At 46.1% G+C, this 24,459-nt stretch carries 12 protein-coding genes; 6 read left to right on the plus strand and 6 right to left on the minus strand.

What is annotated here, in order from left to right; all coding sequences use genetic code 11:
* Positions 1-185: 185 nt before the first annotated feature.
* The 6 genes from ACWB0I_RS07275 to ACWB0I_RS07300 all read right to left on the minus strand — a co-directional run bounded on the left by ACWB0I_RS07275 (position 186) and on the right by ACWB0I_RS07300 (position 17,545).
* Complete coding sequence (locus tag ACWB0I_RS07275; RefSeq protein ID WP_479387392.1) at positions 186-3,803, minus strand: hypothetical protein; 3,618 nt, start codon at positions 3,801-3,803, stop codon at positions 186-188.
* Positions 3,804-4,400: 597 nt separating this feature from the next.
* Positions 4,401-8,036, minus strand: a complete 3,636-nt coding sequence (locus ACWB0I_RS07280) for a hypothetical protein (protein WP_479387393.1) — start codon at positions 8,034-8,036, stop codon at positions 4,401-4,403.
* Between the two features lie 29 nt (positions 8,037-8,065).
* A complete protein-coding gene (locus ACWB0I_RS07285) occupies positions 8,066-9,136 on the minus strand; it encodes a PorV/PorQ family protein (RefSeq protein WP_479387394.1) in 1,071 nt (356 codons plus the stop codon).
* A 35-nt stretch (positions 9,137-9,171) separates the two neighbouring features.
* Positions 9,172-11,937, minus strand: coding sequence for a TonB-dependent receptor (locus tag ACWB0I_RS07290; RefSeq protein ID WP_479387395.1), 2,766 nt, complete (start codon positions 11,935-11,937; stop codon positions 9,172-9,174).
* 475 nt (positions 11,938-12,412) lie between these two features.
* Positions 12,413-14,893 (minus strand): carboxylesterase family protein, encoded by a 2,481-nt coding sequence (locus ACWB0I_RS07295; RefSeq protein ID WP_479387396.1) that lies wholly within the window; start codon positions 14,891-14,893, stop codon positions 12,413-12,415.
* A 570-nt stretch (positions 14,894-15,463) separates the two neighbouring features.
* On the minus strand, positions 15,464-17,545 hold the full coding sequence (locus ACWB0I_RS07300; RefSeq protein WP_479387397.1) for a S9 family peptidase: 2,082 nt from the start codon (positions 17,543-17,545) through the stop codon (positions 15,464-15,466).
* Positions 17,546-17,872: 327 nt separating this feature from the next.
* On the opposite strand from ACWB0I_RS07300, the gene ACWB0I_RS07305 reads away from it, so the two are divergent.
* From ACWB0I_RS07305 to rpoN, 6 genes are all read left to right on the plus strand, one after another.
* Positions 17,873-18,355, plus strand: coding sequence for an adenosine-specific kinase (locus tag ACWB0I_RS07305; protein WP_479387398.1), 483 nt, complete (start codon positions 17,873-17,875; stop codon positions 18,353-18,355).
* Between the two features lie 30 nt (positions 18,356-18,385).
* Complete coding sequence (locus ACWB0I_RS07310; RefSeq protein WP_479387399.1) at positions 18,386-19,021, plus strand: hypothetical protein; 636 nt, start codon at positions 18,386-18,388, stop codon at positions 19,019-19,021.
* Positions 19,018-19,983 (plus strand): tetratricopeptide repeat protein, encoded by a 966-nt coding sequence (locus ACWB0I_RS07315; protein ID WP_479387400.1) that lies wholly within the window; start codon positions 19,018-19,020, stop codon positions 19,981-19,983. Before ACWB0I_RS07310 ends, ACWB0I_RS07315 begins: the two co-directional genes overlap by 4 nt.
* A gap of 780 nt (positions 19,984-20,763) precedes the next feature.
* Positions 20,764-21,855, plus strand: a complete 1,092-nt coding sequence (gene hisC / locus ACWB0I_RS07320) for a histidinol-phosphate transaminase (RefSeq protein WP_479387401.1) — start codon at positions 20,764-20,766, stop codon at positions 21,853-21,855.
* A 139-nt stretch (positions 21,856-21,994) separates the two neighbouring features.
* Positions 21,995-22,831 carry a DUF1848 family protein gene (locus ACWB0I_RS07325; RefSeq protein ID WP_479387402.1) on the plus strand — a complete coding sequence of 279 codons (837 nt, stop codon included), beginning with the start codon at positions 21,995-21,997 and terminating at the stop codon, positions 22,829-22,831.
* Positions 22,832-23,103: 272 nt separating this feature from the next.
* Positions 23,104-24,459, plus strand: a 1,356-nt coding sequence (rpoN, locus tag ACWB0I_RS07330) for an RNA polymerase factor sigma-54 (protein ID WP_479387403.1), incomplete at its 3' end; no start/stop codon positions are given.

The raw sequence follows: 24,459 nt of genomic DNA on the forward strand, positions 1-24,459 counted from the left end.
GTTCCGGCTCTACTGGTCTTTCTCCCGCAGAGCGGCACCAGCCCTCCCCCACTGGCCCCCTCTCCCCGAAAACCGGGAGAGGGGGAACTTTTTAAGCCGGTGTAAGGGATTCTTCATCCCGATGAATCGGGATCAGAATGACACGTGGGCACAGGCCCCCTTGCCCTTGCTTCCTGTCCCTTGTTCTACTTGATAATAGCAAACTTGCCCATTACTTCCTTGCCGGTTAAATGGGATTTTACATGATAGATGTAATAACCGGCTGCCACGTCCAGACCTTCCCTGGTCTTTAAATCCCAGAACGCTGTGCCATTGGCTTCTGAGTTCAAATCCCAATCGTTTTGACGCGTTGACGTGGCATTATTGACTTCGATTTGATCCACAAAAATTCCACTTACCGTAAAAATTTTAATCGTACATTGCGCCGGGACATGAGTAAACATGAGGCGTCTTCTTTGACTAAGTTGCCAGTTAGAAACATTGGTTTCAAAACGATCGGTAGCCACGTATGGATTAGGCACCACGTGTATTTGATCCATCTCTTCATTTAATTTTTGGGGATCAACGCCCTGAACGCCATGGACTGTAAAAGAAATGGTATCGTTCTGGGTAAAAGGCCGTTGAAAGGTAACATGGAATACATCACCGGGTTGCGGTAAATCGGCTTCCGTTTCACAATCGTGAAAATCCAGCACAAAGGCCGTAGCCGCCCAGTTACCCTTGCCCAAAAAGCCAATGCTGTTCGTAACGCCTACAACCACCTGGTCTTTTAGAATATCAAACTGGCCATTACCATTCAAATCGTGGGCGATCATTTCCATAATCACATCTTCGCCGTTCTCATCCTGGACCGAGCGATTCACCACGTAAAAATTGAATGACTGGCCGGGGATGTAATCGGATTTGGTGTACACCACTTCCCGATCTTCTGCCCAAAAGCGTGATTTATTGAATTGACTGGCGTAAGCCGTGTCATTATCGGTAAAAATGATGTCGTAATCATAGGGCAGCATAATAGGCCGGTAGCCTTTTTGTCTCCCTTCGTTGATCAAAACTTTTGGCAGAGTCAGATTCATAGGAGCACTACCTACCACCCAGCCCGTATTCTGGGCATCCAGCTGGGCGGTTTCTACCGGCACATTAAAATGGATTAGCAAGCCATCAAATTGACCTGTGGTCAAATCCTGTCCATAATTTAATAACCAGTTTTCCTTTTTCCCGATGAAATAGTCGTATTGATGATAAACGAAATTGTTGGCAGTGTATTTATTCTTATTTTCGTAATAGATCAGTTTATTATCTTCGGTGGCATCGTAAATTTTAATGGAATTATTTCGGTAAATAAGCCCGAAAGGCACTTTATTCAGATAATCAATGGTATCCACACCAAAAGTCACCTTGTAGGTGTGTTCCTCTTTTAAATACTGGGGCACCAGCAGTTCCACATTTACCTTACCGGTTCCAAACGTTGTTTGATCGGGATCCTTTTCCACATCGGGTTCAACAAAGCCGGCCGCCTTCTGATGGGGTTTGACAATGGCCACGTTTTGAGAGATTTTGCGGACATTCTCATATTCATCTAACTCAATCGTAAAGGTATTTTCTGAAGGCGGAATGCCAGCCCCGATAGAATCGATGCCATAATCATAGGCTACCAACACATAGTAGTAGGTTTGACCATTCTTCACGGTGTTATCTACAAAATAATGCTGTAATCCGCTGTCATCGCCCAGATAATAGCCAATTCCGTTGATCATTCCATAATCAGCAAAACCATAAATGTTATCCACCAGATCGCACTGAAAAATCGGCTTCTTCAAAATTTTTGTGCCATACCCATCGGAGATCACTTCAGCATCCTGTAATTTTTTATCAGTGGCCCGGAACAGTTTGTACCCTTCAAAATCATTCTTGTTTCCGACAAAAGCGTCACGCGTACGCGTATCGGCCAGGTCATCCCATGAAAGGACGACTTTACCATCCATGGGCACCGCACTCAGAGTAGGAGTTAAAGGCGGTTGAGCGAAACGATAATCCGATTCATAGATGACCTGTACAACTTCCTTTAAACGGAACAAGGCCGGCGCTTTGTGTTCCGCTGAATTTAATCCGCCCAGTGCATCATAAGCATGTAATTCAGACATGGAAATACGTTCGGTTCTGCCCTTAAATAGCGGAAACAATCCGGAAGCGAACTGTTCAACAAAGTTACGGGGAACCATCTGCGCTTCATCAAAAACGCCTTCCGTGTTAAATTTGAAGGTAACCTCATCGTTCATCAAGCTCTGTCCATTAGTCCCCCACTCAAAACAATAACGAAAGGAAGTCAATCCCAGCATATCGGATTCGCTAACGTCTGTAGCTGCAAAATTGGGTTCGCAGCCTACTCCTTCAACAAAATCGGGTTTATGGTTACACTCTCCTTCATCCGGGCCATTGTAATTGAGGTCATAGGGCCCAACTCCATCCAGTCCCAGATCATCGCCTGGATCTTCGCCTGGTTCGACGTACCAGCGACCGGTCTCTTTATCGTAGTAAGAGTAAGTGCCATTCCCATTTTTATCAAATCCGTCCTGCCAGTCCTGATCCTCATCCGCATCCCAGTGTTCACGCAGATCGCTCTCTTTTAATTTGTAGTATTTCAGAAAGGCATAAACATCTGTGATGCCATCGGTAGGCCCCACCAGCGCCTGGGCTACATTATCGCGTTGTTCGTCAATAAGACCATCATTATCGTTGTCAATTCCATCAAATGGAATACCCGGGCTTTCTAAAAAGGCCATGCCCAGAACACCGGGTGTGGTGCCGCCGCCCACCGGTATTCCGTCGATATCCCAGGAGTAACACATGTTCAACTCTTTGGTGTAATAGGCAATATCATCGCCGGTTCCTTCTTCACCACCCACCGCATTGTCCATATAAATGCCGAAAAAGTTCTCAGGCAGATCATAATCCGAAATGTTGGAAATATTGTATTCCCAGAAAATGGCATCAGTGGCTGAAGGATTACTCCACTGGAAGCCGCGGACTTCGACACGCACGCCAATTCCACCCCAGGGCAGCCCTTTTTGCACGGTCACATTGGGATTGTAATCCCCAATGCGCACATCCTTAAGGATGGTACCGTCAGCTGCACGCAATCTTCTGGGGTAATACTTTACATAACGAGTAGGCACCAGATATTCCTGATCCTGTGCGTCATTGGCCACAAAGTAACATTCTTGATCGGCTTTCATCACACCACGACCAAAACGGCCATTCCATTCGCCCGGCCATTTTTTGCCATTTTTAGTCGGCCATCCTTCCGGGGGCCAGGAATTGGGAATATTGCTCATAGCCGGATATTCACCAAGCTCATTAAAATAACCGAAAACCGGATACAATCCCCATTCCACTGTTCCAGCTTCATTTTTATCCATGTATTCACGATAGCTGCCTTCGATAAAGTAGAGGGTGTCCACTTTCATATCGGGAGTGATGGTGGCTGGATCTTCAATGGGAATGGTATCATTTTTCAGGTAAACGCGCGCGCCAATCATCAAAGCAATGCCATCGTGCATTTTGGTGCCATCGTAATTATTGGGCCATTTAGAAACATCATAGCCTAAATTACAGCAATTAGACAATTCCGTGGTGTTTCGGAAGAAGAGCAACACCCGATTACCGGTCATCCATCCATAACGTTCGGCAGAGGGATCGCCGGCCGGATCATCCGGACCATCGTAAGGCCGCCCCTGGGCAAATAATAGAGTGAAAGTTGTCGAAAGTATCAACAATGTAGCTAAATTCAGCTTTTTAACCATAAACCTTCTCCTGCAATTGAAAGAATTGGGCCTTTCTGCATTATCTCTGGAGCAACTCTGATTGCCCAGGTGCGAAACGAGTTAAAAAAACGTATATTTTTTAAAAACAACTCCAACTGATCGAATTCAATTAATGGATTATTGAGCCATGCTTATCGTAGTTCAACTCTCCAGAGTCGTTACAAGCGTAAAGAGTTATGCGCTTTATCAACGAAAAATTTTCTTTTGGAAGCCCCTTTGAATGGCTCTTTCGAGCCATAGTTACCCTGGAGAGTAGCGCTACGTCTCCTGTTCTCGCAGATTTTTATACAACTAATAGTGAACAGTGAATAACGAAAATCAGAACTATTAATTGTCTATTATTCACTATTCATTGTTCGCTGTTCGCTATTCTACCATTCAACTAATTAACTATTACACCCTTAACTCTTGCACACATATACTTTTTCGCGCTCGTGTCTGCCAGTGGAGGTTTCGAGCTGAAGCTCGAGTTACGATGTCCTTACAAATGGCATTCGCGCTGTGTACGAGGGGTAAAGATTCCCCATTTTTGCCCTCACCCCCTTGCTCCTTGTCCCTTGTCCCTTGTTCCTTGTTCTACTTGATAATCGCAAACTTGCCCATTACTTCCTTGCCGGTTAAATGGGATTTTACGTAGTAGATGTAATAACCGGCCGCCACGTCCAGTCCTTCTTTGGTCTTTAAATCCCAGAAGGCGGTGCCATTGGCCTCAGAATTTAAATCCCATTCTGATGTGCGATTGCTCACGCTGTTGTTTACTTCGATCTCATCCACCAATACACCGCTGACCGTAAATATTTTTATCGTACATTGAGCCGGCAAATGTGTAAACATAATGCGCCGCCGCTGGCTCAGCTGAAAATTAGCCACATTGGTCTCAAAGGTGTTGGTGGCCACATAGGGATTGGGCACCACGCGAATTCGATCCATCTCTTCATTCAGCTTACGGGTATCGACGGTTTGCGGGGCATGGACCGTAAATCGTACCGTGTCGGTTTGCGTAAAGGGACGCTGAAAGGTCACATGGTAAACATCGCCCGCTTTGGGAAGCTGGGCCTCGCTCTGACAATTCTTAAAATCCAGCACAAAGGCCGTGGCCGCCCATTTCCCCTTGCCCAAAAAGCCGATGCTGTTGGTTACGCCTACCACAACCTCGTCTTCCAGAATATCAAACTGACCATTTCCGTTCAAATCGTGGGCGATCATCTCCATGATCACATCTTCGCCGTTCTCATCCTGTACCGAACGGTTAACTACGTAAAAATTAAAACTCTGATTGGGAATGTAATCATTTTTGGTGTAAATCACGGTCCGGTCTTCGGCCCAGAAACGGGATTTATTGAATTGACTGGTGTAGGCCGTGTCATTATCCGTAAAGATGATGTCATAGTCATAAGGCAACATGATGGGCCGGTAGCCTTTTTGCTGCCCTTCGGGAATGGTAACCGCCGGCAAGGTCAACCTCATGGGCGAAGAGCCCTGAACCCAACCGCTGTTGACTTCATCAAGCTGAGCGGTTTCTACCGGTACGTTAAAATGCACCAGCAGGCCGTCGAACTGGCCGGTCGTTAAATCATTGCCATAGTTCATCAGCCAGTTCTCTTCTTTGCTGTTAAAAAAGTCGTATTGGTAGTAAACAAAGTTATTGCCCGTGTATTTATTCTTGTTCTCAAAGTAAACCAGTTTATTCCCTTCGCTGGCATCGTAAATGCGAAGACCGATATTACGGTAAATCAGACCAAAGGGCACCTTATTTAAAAAGTCGATGGTATCCACATCAAACACCACATAGTATTCGTGACCGGTTTTAATGAACTGTGGAATCAGCAACTCCGGTTCCACCTTGCCGGTGCCAAAGGTATGCTGCTCTTTTTTTTGCACATCAGGCGGCGTGTAACCGGCAGCAAACTGGTGGGGACGCACTATCTGTACGTTTTTGGTAATGCGCCGGATGTTTTCGTATTCATCCAGTTCAATGACAAAGTTGTTTTCTGAGGGCGGAATACCGGAACCGATGGAGTCGATGCCGTAGTCGTAAGCCACCAGCACGTAATAGTAGGTTTTGCCGTTATCCACGGTGTTATCGACAAAGTAGTGCTGAATGCCGCTTTCGTCGCCCAGGTAGTAACCGGCGCCGTTCAGCAGACCGTAATCGGTAAAACCGTAACGGTTGTCCACCAGATCGCACTGAAAGATGGGTTTACGGAAGGTTGGCGTACCATAGCCATCTGTGATGACCAATGGATCAGACATCACTTTATCGGTAGCCCGATACAATTTGTAGCCTTCAAAGTCATTGCGATTGTCCAAAAACGGTTCTCGGGTAAATTGGTCGGCTTTGTCGTCCCAGCTTAAAATCACTTTACCATCCATGGGCGTTGCCGTTAAGGTTGGCATTAATGGTGGCTGGGCAAAGCGGTAATCCGATTCATAGATTTCTTGAACCACTTCTTTTAAGCGAAAGAGCGCCGGCGCTTTATGATCGGCTGAATTAAGCCCGGTTAAGGGGTCGTAAGCGTATAGATTGGCCATGGATATCCGTTCGGTACGCCCTTTGTAAAGCGGGAACAGTCCGGAAGCGAACTGCTCGATAAAATTTTGCGGATTCATCTGGGCATCATCAAAAATACCCTGAGTAAGGCGCATGAACAGCGATTTATCATCCTGCGGTGTGCCCGGTCCACCCAGGCCCGGAATCCAGTCTAATAAATATCGGAAAGAGGTTAAACCAAGCATATCCGATTCGGTCACATCGGTAGCCGCAAAATTGGGTTCGCAACCAATGCCTTCCACATAGTCGGGTTTGTGATTGCATTCCCCTTCATCCGGACCGTTGTAATTTAAATCATAAGGTCCAACGCCATCCAGGCCCACATCGTCACCCACATACTCACCGGGTTCGACCTGCCACAACATGGTGGTGGAATCGAAATAGGTGTAGGTTCCATTGCCGTTCAGGTCAAGGCCATCCTGCCAGTCTTGATCTTCATCGGCATCCCAGTGTTCATGCAGATCGCTTTCCGTTAAATTGTAATAACGCAAAAAAGCATAGAGATCGCTAATGCCATCGGTTGGGCCGACTTTCATGGTGGCCTGATTGTCTCGTTTTTCATCGATTAGGCCGTCATTGTCATTATCAATACCATCGTAAGCAATACCCGGACTTTCCAGGTAAGCAAAACCATAAACTCCGGGTTCTTTGCCGCCGCCCACGTCAGGCACGCCATCAGCATCCCATGTGTAGGCCATATTGAGGTCTTTATTGTAAAAGGCAATATCGTCACCAAAACCTTCACCGCCTCCCACAGCGTTGTCCATTTCGTAACCAAAAAAGACTTCGGGAAGATCGTATTCCGAAATATTAGCCACATTGTATTCAAAAAAGATGGCATCGGCAGCGGCCGGATTGGACCATTGAAAGCCTCTTTGTTCAATACGAATTCCCAGACCGCCCCAGGGGAATCCTTTTTGCACCGTGACGTCGGGACGCTTATCCCCAATTCGTACATCTTTTATGATTTCTCCATTAGGACCATAAGCTCGTCGTGGATAGTAATAGGCTTTTTTATTATTGGGATTGGTGGGCAGCCCTTCCTGATCTTGAGCATCATTAACCACCACAAAGATCTCCTGATCAGCTTTCATGATGCCTCGCCCAAAACGGCCATTCCACTCACCGGGCCATTTGGTTCCATCTTTTGTTGGCCAGCCTTCGGGCGGCCATGAATTGGGAAGATTGCTCATAGCCGGGTATTCATCCAGCGGATTAAAATAACCAAATGGTGGGTAAAGCGCCCATTCAACCGTTCCGGCCGGATTCTTATCCATAAACTCACGATAACTGGCTTCAATATAATAGAGCGTGTCCAGAGCATCGTTGCCTGTGTAGTGGGCGGGGTCTTCCACAGGGAAGGAATCCTGTCGAATGTAAACCCGGGCGCCAACCAGCACCATGATCCCATCCGTCATTTTAGTGCCTTGATAGTTATTCGGCCATTTGGAAACGTCATAACCTAAATTACAGCAATCCGAAAGCTCCGTGGTATTTCTAAAAAACAACAACACATTATTTCCTGTCATCCAGCCATAACGCTCTGCTGCCGGATCGCCGGCCGGGTCATCCGGCCCGTCGTAAGGTTTTCCCTGGGCCAGGAGGGAAAACGGCATAACTATTAAGAGCAGTAAAATTCGTAAAATTTGATGTATCCTCATTTTTACACTACCCTTTTTTTATTTACTTTTTAAAATACAAAACCTATAGAATAAGAATGCGTACCTCCGAGCGTTTTCATATCCCGAAAAGCATAATCGATAATCAATGATTTATTACCTAAAAAGTTAAGGCGCAGCCCAAAACCCATGCACAAACCATATTGTGAATCAACCATAAACAACCCTTTGTAACCAGCCCTCAAACTAAATTCTCCATAGGCCGGGATGGTCAGAGTATATTCACCTCCGGCATTAATCGATTCGCTATTGTTATTGGGGTGCATGGCGTCAACAGCCAGCAATAAGCGATGGTGTTCGCTCTTGTAGGCATAGGCTGAGATTCCCAGCCGCATTAGCAAAGGCAACTCCCAATCTTCCAGGTCAAACTTTACCGGCACGTAGGGATAATTACCCTGTTCTTCAGGGGCAACATCTTTGGTCTGTTTAAGGTCCAGACCGTTGTATTTCATTCTGGTGCCGTAATTCGAAATGCTCATACCGATGTTCAGCCCATCGCCTGGCTTGTCGCTCCAGGCAAAAAAACGCGTGTTAACAATGGCGCCCAGATCAAAGGCCACAGCATGGCCGGTCTCGTGCCAGATGCGGGAATTTACGTATTTGGCACTGGCGCCGAATGAAAACCAGTCAACCAGCCGTTTACCATAAGAAAAACTAAAGGCCAGCTCCTGGCCATTGTACATCTCGCCCGTGCCTTCCTGCATCTCAACGGTGGTTACTTCTTCGTCACTGTAGCCGGTGTAGATCAGGCCTACGGCGAATGTTCCCCAGATGGGTTTGACGTACCCAAATCCGACAAAGGAAGTGTTTATGCCCACATACCAGGGCTGATACATGGCCATGGCCTGGCTTTGCCGCATGAAGCCCAGCCCGGCCGGATTCCAGTAAATACTATTTAAATTTCGAACGGCTGCAACACTGGCATCGCCCATGGCGTTTTCCCGAACGCCGTAACCAATTTCCAGAAAATTGGCCGTAGTTGTGCCCACTCGATAAGGCTTCTGGGCCACAAGCAAAGTCGGCGTCATGAAGACCAGCAAAACAAAGCTGAGTGCTGCGCTAATTGTTATTCTTTTATTCATGATCTAACCTCTATTTTTATTATTTTCTCTTACAATCAAAAACGGATTCCCAGGCCAAGCTTCACCTCTCTGGGGGCAGAGAACATGGCCGGATTCCTTACACTGTCGTAAATGTCGTTAAAATTGCTTCGGTAATTTTCAATCTGAAAAGGACGAACAATAGCTGTGTAAGCCCGTCCCGTAGTCGGATTGACGTAGAGTTCGTTTTTACGATCCAGTAAATTGTAAACCAGCAAATAGAGCCGCAGCTTAATATCGTTCATGACTGTGAAATCGTAATACGTCTTCAAGTCCAGCGTGATGGTTGACGGCCGTTTTTCGCCATTAGGCGGAATATTCTGTTTGGACAACGGACTCTCGGAAATCGGTTGATAGGTGTAGGGCAATCCCGAATTGTAGTACGTAGTTAAGGTTGTTGCCCAGTGCTTTTGGTGATAACCAACGCTAAAATTCAAGGTATGCCTCTGGTCCCAGGCTAAGGGCGTTAATCTGGAAATGGGATCGATGCTCTGCCCCAATCGGTTAAACGTTGAATTGGGGTTGTCGGCCACACCTCGAGTGTATTGTAAAGTGTAATTTAGGTAGAACGAAAATTTTCCCGTGTAATAATCGAATTTTACTTCCAGACCCTTTACATTTCCGTAATCCTTATTAGAGTAAACGCCATATTTACGTCCGGAATAGGTCGTGACGACAATAGCGGTTTGTAAATCATAAATATCGCGGTAGTAAACCGAAACTTCCAGATTCATGCCCGGTTGCAATTCCTGCCACAAACCCATCTCATACTGCACCGTGCGTTCTGCTTTAATATTGGGATTACCATGGATGGTTTGGAAGTCGCCGGTTGGAATCAGGAAATAGTGGTTCTGGTACATGGCGTACAGGGGCGGCATCTGAAAAAAGTGCCCGTAACTAAAGCGCAAAACGGCCTTTTTAGCCAGAGTGTAAGACAGGCCAAAACGAGGACTAATCTGCGTTTGCGGCCTGGCTTTTTTGTACTGTGATTTGCGTCTGGCGTCCTGTAAGTTGTCCGGATTTCGTAAATCGGTGGGATAAACGGTGTTGGAATTAAAGTAATCGTAGCGCACACCAAAGTTGATCACCAGGTCTTCGTACTCCATTTTATCCTGAAAATAGGCTGAATATTCATACGGTTCCTTATGGTAGCGATCCACGGAAGAATCGGGCAGGTACGAAGGTTGATAGGGCGTAAACACCACCCGTTGCAGGGTTGAGTCATAATAAAATTCCTGATAGGTTGGGTCTCCGGTTCGTGCTCTCAGGTCTGCTACGTTTCCTGGTAAATTATCTACTTTGTGTTGCGTGAAATCAAAGCCGGTTTTAAAGCTGTGGTGTTTGGTGGCCTGCCAGGTTAAATCCAGTTTGGCATTGTAATCGTGCAGCTTGCGCTCATACCGGCTTTTGTCCTGGCCGCCTGTGGAAAATCCGCCCACGCCTCTGGAATAACCATCCGACACATAACGCGGATCAAAAGGATCTTTGTACAACCAGTAACGGAAATAGTTGTAGGTGTATGAGGCTTTAAAATCGTAGAACATGCTATTGCTAACCAGATGATTCATTTTGAACAGATAAAAATCGGAATCTTCGTAATTGGTAACCCGACCATCGGGATTGTATTTACTGCTGTGCAAATAATTTTTCCACTGCTGGCGATTCATATTGTACATAATCGAAGTTTTCACGCGTTTGAAGGGTTTGTAGGTTATTTTGCCCATGAAGGATTTGCTTTGACGCGTATCCATAGGCACATAGGCATTGTCGCCTGTGTGTTCGGAGTAACAGTTAATGCCTTTAATGTAAGCATCCCAGGGGGTTACGATGCCCTGCAAGGGAGCAGGCCGCTGGATGAAGTTGCTGTAGTTGTCTGGTTCAAAACGGCGGATGCCATTGAGATGTCCTTTGCGGTCTTCCATCCTGAAATTGGTAAAAAAAGTGATTTTATCTTTCCAGATGGGGCCATCCAATTGAATTTTAAAGTCTTTGTTGCGATCGAATTCTGTATCGCTTAAACCAATGAATACATCCTTGTGCGGGGTGAAATAATTGGACAGATATCCGGAAAAACTGCCATGGAACTGCGCTCCTCCATCCTTGGTCACCATGTTTACTATACCGCTCATGGCCCGGCCATATTCGGCATTAAAGGTTCCAGTAATGACTTCCAGGTCCTGAACCGCTTCTGGCTCCACCTCAACCGTGCTGGTAGTACGCGTAAATGATTGCGTGGTTTGCACACCGTCGATCATGTATGACACCTCAGTACTGCGCCCGCCCCGAAAGTGGCCCTGAACCACACCGGCCTGCATTTGCACAACCTGACCGATATTTTCCACTGGCAATGCGGTAATCTGTTCTGAGGAAACATTCTTAATGGAACCTGTCTGGTCTTTTTTAAGTGAAACGCGTTCGGCCACCACAACGATCTCTTCGCCTTCCATTACGGCTTCCTTCAACTTGATATCCAGACCTGTGGTTCTATTGGTCGATACTTTAACGTTTTGAATAACCATCGTCTCATAACCGATCATCTGAACACGAACGGTGTAGGTTCCAGGAGGGACATTGATGATAAAGAACTCGCCAGCCAGGTCTGTAGCCGCTCCCAGTGTTGTCCCATCAATGGTGATATTGGCGCCGGGCAATGGTTCTCCGGAATTTTGATCGGTTACCCGCCCGGCAATTTTACCCGTGGTTTGTGCCAACAAAAGGCCAGACAGACTTAAAAGAAGTATCATGTAAAGGGGGAAGGTTTGATATCTGATTTTCCAATGCATTGAAAACTCCTATTTTGTTTCATTGCAATTATGACTCAGTATGTTTTATTTAAAAACAAACTTAATATGTTTGTCTTATTTTGTCAAATGAATTCCTCCTTTTTTGTGTGTTTTTTAAATAAAAACTCTCTGATAGTTGAATGGTGCCGACCTTTCATTCTGTTGTGCTTCCTACCTGTTTAAAGGACAAGGCACCCCTTACATTAGCAACCGGCAATCCCCCTCTAAAGTTTTCTGCGTCCGTTTTGCTGAAAAGTGGGATGAAGCGTAAAGGCTCGTGCCTAAAAAATTCAACAGGCCAAAGCGTTAATTATTTAAAAGAACTCTCCCTAAAAAATTACATTAAAAAAATGCCTTTAACAGCAAGTTGAAAACGTTTTGTAAAGCCCCTCATCTCTAAATTCAGGGAAAAGGGGCCCAATGTTCTTGTTTTCTATTAAAAATCCTCGAGTGTCCGATTGCGAATGAATGGTTGTTACTGTAGTACCATATTCTCTTCATCCACCTGCCAATTTGTATTGAAATAACCGGCAGCTTTAATCGCCTTTAGTCCATTGATATGAATGTCCGATTTAAAAATGGTGAAGTCCGGAAAACCATTACCAGGATAGAGATAGCGCTGGATATTGGTGGCCCGCAGGCCCTTGATGCCTGTTCCGCCGACTACCCCCACTGAGGCAATAGCGCTGTCTTTCCTTGGGTAAATAAATAAGATGCCGTAATCAGAACCCTTAAAGGTGTGCCTGGCCAGCTTGATTTTATTCCTCAAGACCTGAACTGGACAATCAGCCAACAATGTTTTCCAGGCCCGATTGGTCTGGGCATTACCGTAAAGAATGATGTTGCGGTCTTTGAATTTCTCCGGATTAAATTCCTTATCCGTGATCAGATCCACCGCTGCATTGCCCTGATACCAGAAGACTTCGGCATCGTAACGGGCTTTGGCTGCAGCCCATTCATTTTCTTCTTTTGAACCGCCTGTACCGATGACAAACAGCACACGATGATTGAAAGCCTCTTTAAACCCGCCGTAACGCATGGGATTTTTTTCCCAGTCCGTCCAGTTTTCGCCCAGTTGCCATTTTCCTGCTCTTTTTTCCAATTGAATTTTTCTATCTGCAGGCCAGGCAATGTGATCCAGCAACTGGTTATCCAGCTTGACCGAAAAGGGCTGATCTGGCTGCAGGGCAAGCAAATCGATTACCAGACGCTGGATATTTTCGGTCTGCCCTGTGTAACGTCGTTGTCCCGGATCGACCTGGATCTGGATTTTGCTGAACTCAAATGGGCGCTGCTGGGAATAAATGGTGATCCAGTGATTGGTAGCAGAAACGCCGGGACTGGCTGTAATAAAGTTGATTTGCCGTAACTGTTGCGCAGCGGGACGGGCGTGCCGGGCAAAAAAATCAAACAGGGGCGGCCAATCCACACAATCCGCGCCAGGCTCATCGCTTTTATCCCACCAGTGTCCTGCGCCGTGTTCTTCATGATAGACAAAATCGCGGTGACCAATCTTCTTAAGAACTTTGACCATTTTACGCGACTGCTCTACCGGTACGTTCCGATCCGAGTCGCCATGAATGATGTACACTCCTATCTGTTTGAAATTTTCAGCCAGAGCCGTGGTTCGGCTTGGAGACGAAGCGCGTATCAGCATTTTTTGCAGCGGAGAAAATGAAGGCATGGTATCGCGAAAGGCATAGGTGAAAAAGCTAATCCAGCCGGCGCTGGGCCCAATGGCGCCAAACTGGTCGGGAAATGTGGCGCCAAGATGCCAGGTCCCGTGCCCGCCCATGGAATGGCCGGTTAAATAGATACGCGCCGGATCGATGACCCACCTGCCTTTGACCAGCTTTAACACCTCCAGGGCATCCAATCGTCCCCAGTCTTCCCAGTCGTAGCCAAATGGCCGGCGATTGGTGGGCGCCACAATGTGCGCCCATTTTTTCGGAAAGTAAGAGCGCGCCTGATTCAGCGCCTCCACATTAGCGCCGTGAACACTGAGAACCAGAGCTTTGGGCTGCCCGTCGTCCCCCTGCGCCGGATTAAGAGCAAAATATTGCACGCTGCCATCAATCTCGCTAATGAAGGTATGCTTTTGTATTTCGCCTGGGGAAACGACATTCAGAGTGAGGGTATCCCGGCTAATCGTCTGCCCCTCTTTTTGCAGCTGAAGCATGATTTTAAGCGTACCGTTTTTTGCCGGCGCTTTACCGCGAATGTAAAATGGAACCTTACGAATGGAATAGGGCTGAATCACCGGTACTGGGCTGTGGACAATCAGTTCATTGTCGGAAGAAATAACCAGATTCTTTTGCACCTGATCCGTAGCGTTGATGACCACAACCGCCCCGGGTTCATCAATGGTTTGCCCTTTGATCAAATCCGGTAGAGTAACGTCCCGGGTATTGAACATCAAGGCCGAAGTTACCGGATGAATTAAAACTTTTAGACGACCACGGTAACACTTGAATAGCAAACTATTTTGACCCTTTTTCAACCGGATAGGTAAAAAAGAAAAGTCAAATTTTGGTTCCCAGCTTTCAAAGCGATCTTTGTATTGGTAGCGGTTGCCAACATGGAGCTGGCCATTCACGTACACCAGATTGTGAGCGCGGCCTTCCAATAACACGGTTTTTTCTTCATTGGATTCAATAACTGCCAGCGCATAAAAGGCCCGCCTTTGTCCGCTACGCAACCATCCCTGCTGATTCACCGTCTTCTCTTGCCAGGTGGCGCTTCCTGATTTGCCGAACGCTACCTGTTGCCCGGTCTGTGGCAAACGGAAGTTGCCGTCAACCAGACTTTGCTCAATGGGATCGATCTGAATTAAGCGCCAGCGATCACCTTGCGGCATTTCCAGCACCAGAAATTTTTGGATGACTTCCTGCGCCCATAAAGCGGGAGCACTAAAAAGTAAAGTCATAAGAATCAGTTGAGCGATTTTTTTCAACATTATGCCTCCGAAAATCTTAGTTTGTTTTGTTAAAAATAAAACTTTTTTAAGCACCATTCCAATATTTTTAGCACACTTGCTAAGTGCAATAAAACATTTCCGCAGGGATTTAAGCAACCACAGAGAGCGCTGAGAAGTCACAAAGTTTTAAATTAATTACCACACTCCCCAGCCACCTCTCGCCGAAAATCGGCGAGAGGAGAAACAGTGGAGATCTCGAGCTGAGGCTCGAATTACGTTACGCTAAAAAAGCTTCGCCCTTACAAAGGTCTCGAGCTAAAGCTCGAGTTACGTCGTGCTTACGTGTGTTCCAATGGAAGAGATTTCTCTCCCGATAAATCGAGGTCGAATGGACAGGCGGCACGCGCCCTCACCGCCTGAGCATAAAATGCTTTCTCATAAAATAATTCGTAATTCGTACTTTTTAATTTAAAATGCCTATCTCTTTGTGGCTTTACGGAGTTCACGGTAGTTGACCAATGGTGTCACATTCTGCAAAGGGTGGGAAAACATGAAGAAAACTTCCCTCCCCGCCTGATCAAATCCGGAGAGAGAAGTAAACAACAAATGCTATTCCGGTAATGGCAATCCGTATTTACTACTGATGTCCAGCGGAGGCATGGGCCCTTTTACCGGATGGTCCTCTTTCAGGTACCAGTCGTACCAGTCCAGTACGCGGTACAGGACATCAATCTGTCCAGGTTGGCGCCGATTGCCATGGCCTTCGCCTGGATATTGAACCAGGCGCACAGTTTTGTCATTCATTTTGAACCGGCGGTACAGTTCCAGACTTTGTGAAGGATGCACACGCGTGTCGGCCGCCCCGCCAAAAATCAACAAGGCTGTTTGCGACTGATGCGCCCAGTAGATGGGGCTGCGTTTCAGGGCTTTTTGCCATTCCTCTTCGATCTTTTTACCGGCATGAACCAATAATTCTTCATAGGGGATGTCTGTTGTGCCCTTTTTGCTGATCATGTCGCTGATGCCCACAAACATGCAGGCTGCTTTTACCAGTTTTGTGTAGTAGGTAGCAAACCAGCCGGCAGCATAGCCCCCGTAAGAACCGCCGCCTAATCCCACGCGTTGGGCGTCAACCATTCCCTGGTCGATTAAATATTGTATGCCGTCGGCAATGTCGTCAAACTCCTTCCCTGCGGGATCGCCAAATCCCTGCCGGGCAAAGTCTACGCCGTAGCCTGTACTCGCCCGATAATTGGGATAAAACACAAAATAACCGCGTCCGGCTAATACCTGACCAGGGGAAGAATACCAGCTCAGCCAATCATTTCTGTAATGAGATTCCGGGCCGCCATGCACCTGTACCACCAGCGGATAGCGTTTGCCCGGCTGATAATCCACCGGATAGATGAGTAAACCTTCAATGCTCCAGCCGTCGCGCGACTGGTAATGAATGATCTCCTGTTTTCCAAAATTTTTATTAGCCAAAATGGGATTACTGTCCGTTAGGCGTGTTAAATGGCCGCCTTTTTTCCAGATAAACAACTCGCGGGGAAAATGAGGCGCGCTGCCTGTAAATGCCAACACTTTTCCATCATTCGACCTGGATGGCGCTCCAAAAATCGCGCCCTCTTTGGCAGAATCCAATAATTTCCTGCGTTTTCCGTTTTTCAGATTGTATTCGTAAAGAATATTGTTCACACCCTCGGCCGCAAGATACAACAGGCGGTGGTTTTCCAGCCAGCCGACCCAGACAATGTGCCCACGATATTGTTCCGGCGTTATGTTTTGCAAGGATTTTTGTGGGGCGTCAAGGCGCATCATATAAGCCTGACTGACTGCATTATCATGCTCGTCAAGGGCCGCCGTGTAGGCCACGCTTTTCCCATCGGGACTGACGCTCAAATTACCCAGCTTGCCCCGGTTAAAACTCACCTGCTGATAGCCGCCGTCCTTCAGGTTTACCTTGTACCAATGCGTAAACATGTAATAATAATCAATTAGATTTTTTTCCGTCATCCTGGCGAACAACTGCTTGCCCTGCCTGTCGAACACAAAATCCAGCACTGTAATATCGTGTGTAACCTGGCGCACTTGCCCACTGGACAAATCATAGGTGTACAGATTGATGTGTTTCCATTCTTCTTCGTAGAAGATGAAATCATAGCCCATTTTGCGCAAAAACGATTCTTTTGGCGAAGGCGGTTCTGTAGCGCTAAACACAATGTATTGACCCGACGGATGCCAGAGGTAACGGGAAATATTGTATTTTACATCGGTTATGGGATAAGCCTCCCCGCCATCCAGCCGAATTTCATAAACCTGTTGATGTTCGTCTTCTGCTCTTTTGTCTAAAAAAGTGAGCGCTTTACCGTCCGGCCGCCATTGTAAACCATGAACCTGAACCTTTCCGGTAATGAAAGGCGTAACCTTCCTGTCTTTTAAGTGCATCACATAGAGCTCATTGTAGGCCGAACCCGGAGAGTCGTCTGCGGCCCTTGGCACACGAACAGTATAGGCAATGTACTGCCCTTCTGGACTGACCAGAGCGGAAGAGACCATCTTAAGTTGCAAAAGCTCTTTCGGGGTCAGTACCCTTGATTCATCCTGGGCAAAAAGGTTGGGACAGGAAAAGAGGACAGCCAGCAAAACGATCATGATCAAATCAAGCACCCGATACTTCAGCGCATTCATACACATTCCTCCTTAAATGGTTGATCACGTTCTGCAAAAGAGAATATTTCTGGGCCATTTCGCTCATTCTGGCCCTTCAGATCAACTAAATCCGAGGTTATGAGCACCAAGATTTCTTTCGGCGTGCAATCAGATTTGAAATGACAACGCCGTCTCTTTTGCAGTTTCATTAAAATGTTAAAGTACATTCTTTTTGAAAAATTTCAAAAAATTTCTCCGCTCTTAAGAATTTATTTGTCCGACGAATTACATCCTCCCCGGAGACAATTGTTTTTGCTTATTATTAAAATTATCTTAAATTTAAGATTAAATATGAAGGAGGTAAAAATGGAACTAAAAGTGGTCAGGATCGAAAAACCGGAAGAGATGAATTTCATTTTAGGCCATTCTCACTTCATTAAAACCGTTGAAGATTTGCATGAAGCCATCGTCAATGTGAATCCAGGCATTAAATTTGGTCTGGCATTCTGCGAAGCCTCGCAACAGGCCCTGGTGCGTTACTCGGGAAACGATCCGGAACTCATTGAATTGGCCAAGAAGAACGCACTGAATCTTTCTGCCGGGCATAGCTTTATCATTTTTTTAGGCAATGCCTTTCCCATCAACATTTTGAACACCATTAAGATGGTACCGGAAGTCACGCGCATTTTTTGCGCTACGGCCAACCCAACAGAGGTCATCATTGCCGAAACGGAAATGGGACGCGCCATTCTTGGCGTTGTGGATGGCGTTAAAACCAAAGGTATTGAGACAGAGGAAGATATTAAAGTCCGTAAAGAATTTTTACGCAAGATTGGCTACAAATTTTAGGAATTTTTAATCAGTTTAATCAGGAAATAGATGGCAAATTTACAGGAAATTTTCGATTTTTATATGAAAACCAGGCCCACGGCCTGGAAGTTGCGCAATGCTTCCAATTTATTAATTCATTCCTGTCAGGCATTGGAAGTCGATTCTGCAGAAGAGGTGGATGACGAACAGCTGGAAGAACTTCCGGCTGCGCTTGACCGTTTCTTTAAAAATGCTCCACAAAAAGCCATTCACGATAAGGGCATTCTGGCCGAAATGATTGGACGTTACGGCCCGACAGGTAATTTAAAAAAAGTCCTGCGCCGTTTGCTAAACGATCCCGATCGGAATTTACGGCAATTTACTTTGCAATCCCTCGAATATCACGCTCAAACGCATTTTGATGATGTACTACCTTTTGTCGATTACTACCGTCAGCAAGCGGATTTGTTAATGAAACAGGTTTCAGCCATTATGCTTGCGCGCCTCTCCATTAGTCAACATCTGGAAAAAAAGATTAAGTCCCTTATTTTTTTGTGGAGCCAGGAAAAGAGTACTGAATTTGTAAAGCTGATCTTCAATGAGATCAAACGTCAGGCCTCAAATTCCATCGACGATGCTGCACGTAAGCAAAGATTCATTCAGATGGAGCAATGGATGAAGGGGCAATTCGAGTTTTTAAAATGAGGCCATTTTCAATTCGTCTTTTTTTCAGTATTTTGGGATTGGGTGTTCTCCATTCCTGTTATAATTTGCAAACTGCCCCAACTCTCAGCGAGCCGTCCGCTTACTTTTTTTACCAGAATGCGCTAGAATCCCGCATTGAGGGAGACCTCAATAAGGCGCTGCAGCAGGTTAATCAGGCCCTGCGCATTAACAATCACATTTCCCTCTTTTATGTGTTGAAGGCTCAAATTTTCGATTCGCTGGACATTGTCGATTCAGCGCTTTACTACTACAAGAAATCTCTCAGCTACCGATCCCATTCTCCGGAGGTACTCAAACGCCTGGCCGCGCTCCACTACCGAATGGGCCAGCTGAATCAGGCCATTAGTTACTATCGAAAGGCCTTTACAGAAGAACCCGATAGCTTGCATTTCTTGCTAAACATCGGTCAGCTTTATCTGGAACTTGGCGATTTCAGCAAAGCGGAAAACATTCTGGATGAATATCGCACTCTTTTACAACGAAAGGGAGGTTCGCCGTCCCCAGCCTATTACATTGCTCTTGCCGATCTTGCTCTTAGTAAAGGCGATTCGTTGACTGCAGCCCGCAATTACGCTTTAAGCCATTGCGGCGCTTGCCTCTCTGTACAACAGGCCCGGTGGGCTTTCGAAACTTTGTTAAAGGCTCACAATCTGGAAGCCTATTTTGAATTATTGAGCGGACTGGCCCAAAATCCTGCTGTTTCGGAAGGACAATTATTCTACTACCGGGGACTTTATTACCGCGCCATAGGTAACCATCACGAAGCCATTCAGCAGCTGAAGCGTGCCTACGCCAACGGCCTTAGAAACCAGCGCTTACTAACTCTGCTTCTCGATCATTACCGTACCCACGGCCAGAAAGAGAAAGTGCTGGAACTGGAAGCCGAACTGCACAAGCTGAACCAAACCGATCAGCGTCCCCCGGCTTCATCCCAAAATTAAATTGGCCTCGCCAATACTATTGTTAAGCGGGAATTGGGGCGTTTCCATTTGCTCAACGCATAACATCGAATCTAAGCCCGAGTAGTTGCAACCATAAATCATCAATAGGAAACATAGAAAAGCCAGGCATGCACAAAAGGCAATTTTAATTAAAAATTAAAAATTACGAATTATGACTTGATTTACGAAGAGGCAAGCGGTACCCAGACGGTGAAGGCCTGTGCCGGCATGTCATTCTGATAATACTTTACACTTGCCAACAATTCACATGCGTAACGTAATTCGAGCCTCAGCTCGAGACTTGTGTAATAGCGATGAAAGTATCAAGCGCAGGCTACCGATTGACCGAATTTTCCCCTCGCCCCGATTTTCAGGGACAGGCCCGTCTGGACGGCTATCCAGCCGGTTGGAGCGCAGCGGAAATCCCGATTCTCGGGGACGGGACATCAAACCATTCAACAAATAAACCATTCAACAAATCAACAATTAAACGGTTTTACTTCCTCACACAGCACAAAAATTTTCGCAGCCCTCCGTTGCAGGATTCGATCTTTTAAGGGAACTATTCCAAAATCTGTATTTTACACGTTAGAATTGTGCCATGGTTCAGAGATGGTGCATTTTAGTACAAATTGCTCTCCGGCAGAGATGGACTTTTTCACTTCTCTTTAGCCAATCCAACGGCCCTCGCTTTTTAGGAGAGGCAAAGCGAAAAGAATTGATTTTTTTCTTTAAAAAAATTTGTTAACTTTGGAACATAAAACGGAAACAGGAAAGGAAATGGAAATGCCATTGGTACCCAGGCACATTCAGGAACTAAAACCCTATCAACCGGGGAAATCCATTGACGAGCTAAAACGCGAATTGGGCTTAAACCGTATTGTGAAATTGGCCTCCAATGAAAATCCGCTTGGCGTTTCTCCTTTAGCTTTGAAGGCCATGCAACAAGCGCTAGACAGCATTAATCGCTATCCCAGCCCGGATGCTTTCGAATTGCGCAAAGCGCTGGCTCAACGGTATGATGTTAAGATTGACAATGTTTTTACAGGCAACGGATCAGAGGGGATTATCGCTACCATCATGCGCACGTTTTTGCTGGATGATGAGGAGGCCATTACTTCCCATGGTTCGTTTGTCACCTTTGATGTTCAGGCCCAATCGCGGGGTATCAAGTTACTGCGCACGCCCTTAAAAGATTTTCGCATTGATCTGCAGGCCATAGCCGAACAAATTACACCCAAAACCAAGATCATCTACCTGGCCAATCCCAACAATCCCACGGGCACCATTTTTACGGTCAGTGAATTCCTGAAATTCATAAAACAGGTGCCTCCGCGTGTGCTGGTCATTTTAGACGAAGCCTATTTTGAATTTGCCCATGATGATCCCACTTATCCCGATTCCATGCAATATCGGCTGGACAATGTCATTACCCTGCGTACCTTTTCCAAGGCTTTTGGCCTGGCCGGTGTGCGTATTGGCTATGGATTCGCTCATGAAAACTTCATCTCCAATTTAATGAAGATTAAACTGACTTTTGAACCAAGCACTCTGGCTCAGGTGGCTGCAGTAGCAGCCATGGAGGATGCCGATTTTCTGGAACAAACCCTACACAACAACCGCATTGGTAAGCAATTTTTTTACACCCTGTTCCAGGAATTGGGCATTCAATACCTGGAATCGCACACCAATTTTGTGACTGTTGTACTGGATTCTGAAAAACGGGTGAACACCCTGTTCGAAAAACTACTGCGCGAAGGCGTCATTGTCCGGCCACTCAAATCATTTGGTTTGCCGCACTGCATTCGCGTTTCGATCGGTTTGCCGGAGGAAAACGAATTTTTTGCGCAAAAACTAAAAAAAATACTTTAAGACTTTAATTTTTTTTTCAGGGGCGGGCTTGAATCGAGAAGAACCAAGGCACTAAATAAAAACCGTTTAACAGGAACCAGAGGGCACGGTACATCATCTATTTACAATGAAGTTGAAAGGCGCTTTAAACAGGTAAAAGATGAAACAGATCGTCTCGGCTTCCAGGCGCACGGACATTCCTGCATTTTACTTACGCTGGTTCATGGAACGTATTAAAGAGGGCTTTGTTGACGTACGAAATCCCTTTTACCCGCAAAATGTGAAACGCGTTCCACTGACGGCGGATCAGGTGGAATGGATCGTTTTCTGGTCCCGGAATTACGGCCATTTTTTGAAGCATCGTCATTTTTTTGAAGCCTACCGCTTGTTTTTTCACTTTACCATTCTTTCGCCCTCGATGCTGGAGAAAAGTCCCATGCCGCTTAAAAGGCAATTAGCTCAACTGGAACAACTAGTTAAATTTTACGGAGCACAACACATCGTCTGGCGCTACGACCCCTTAGTTTTCTGGAAAGAGGGAGAGCAGATCAAAACCAACTTCAATGAAAAAGAATTTGCCTGTTTAGCCGACAAAATAGGGGCGCTGGGGATCAGGACCTGCACAATCAGCGTGGCCCACCCATACGCAAAATTTAAAAAACGACTCGGGCAGAAATTCCCCGCTTTAGAATTAGTCGATGATCAACATGAGATGATCAGCGCTACGGTTCGCACCCTGGTTTCGATTGCCCGGGAGGCCGGGCTTCAGATTAAAGCCTGCTGCACGGATTCCTTGCTGGACATTGAAGGTGTAACCAAAGCCTCCTGCATTGACGGCCGGTTGCTCAATCTTCTTGGTTCCCATTGCGTTTCGCAGGCCAAAGCGCCCACCCGCCCACAATGCGCCTGCACCAGGTCGATTGATATTGGAGACTACCGCCGCCAGCCCTGCTATTTTGGTTGCCTGTACTGCTACGCCAATCCGCTCTGGAAATGAGCAAAACATTGGTGTCTGAAAGGGTTCTACCTGAACACTGATTCAGATCATGCAGCGGAACATTCTGATTTTCACCCCTTTACGTGTGGATTGACCGCGTCACTTGCCTTGTTTTCATGTTCTTATTTCAGGTGTACATCATGAGCTGGATTTTAAGCAAATACATTGCTCACTTTTTATTTTTCAAAATCGATCGGAATGGCTTGACACTCTTTCAGGATTTGCCTAACTTTGTTACATGAATCGTGCCAATTTAATACAGGAAGTGATGAATGATTAATATCTCTCAGAATTTGAAACTGAGCATGGAACAGAGGCTGACGCCTCAACAGATTCTGCTTTCCACACTGTTGCAGTTACCCTTGTTGAGCCTGGAACAACGTATCAAGAGCGAGTTAGAACAGAATCCGGTTCTGGAAGAGGGAGAGGAACAGGAAGAGCTGGAGGAAGATGAGGAAACCATTGAAGAACCCGACGACGGGGAGATGGAAGAGATCGCCAAAGAGTTGGAGCTTCTCGATCAACCCAAAAACAATGAAGAATACGACACCGAAGAGTTAGAAGAAGCCCAGGCTGAAACGGATCTGGAAAATTATCTGAATGATGAAGAATCCTTCGAAATTCGCATCCCTAAGGACAAAAACGAAGAAGAATTTGAACGGCCGGAAATCCACAAGCCGACATTACCCGAACATCTGATGGAACAGCTACACATGTTGGACCTTGACAATCGGCAGCTTTCTATCGGTGAATATTTAATCTGGAACATTCGCGACGACGGTTATCTGGACCCAAATCTCAACCTTGAAACCGTAGCCAATATGTTTGAGACCGATGTTCAAACCGTGGAAAAAATCCTCAAGAAAATACAATTTCTGGATCCCACGGGCGTGGGCAGCCGCAATCTGCGGGAATGTCTGATGGTTCAACTGGAAGATCAGGGGAAACAAGACACCATTGCCTACAAGATTTTAAAAGACTATTTTGATGATTTCAAGAATAAACATTTCGAAAAAATCATGAATGAGTTGCACATTTCCAGGGAAACATTGCAGGAAAATCTGGACCTGATTTTAAAACTCAATCCCAAGCCCGGCGAAGGGGCCTTTGATACGCGCAGCAATTACATTGTACCCGATTTCATTGTGGAAAAAGTGGATGACAAACTGGTGGTTAGCCTGAACGACTGGAATATTCCTCCCCTGCGCATCAGCAATATTTACAAGAAGATGCTGGCCGATCGCAAAAAATACGACAAAGAAACGCGCAAATACATCCGTAAAAAAGTCGAATCCGCCCGCTGGTTTATTACTTCGATCTGGCAGAGGAAAATTACCATGCTCAAAGTCATGGAAGCGATTGTTGAAAAACAACGGGAATTTTTCGAAAAAGGGCCGGAATACATCAAGCCTCTGACCATGCGTGAAATTGCAGAAATGATCGACATGGATATTTCGACGGTCAGCCGTGTGGCAAATGGTAAATATGTGCAAACCGACTACGGGGTTTTTGAACTGAAATACTTCTTTAATGAAAAAATTGAAACAGAAGACGGGGAAGAGATTTCAACCAGACGAATCAAACAACGGATTAAAGAGATCATCGACGCCGAAGATAAACACCGCCCC

This window comes from Caldithrix sp., assembly GCF_056497305.1.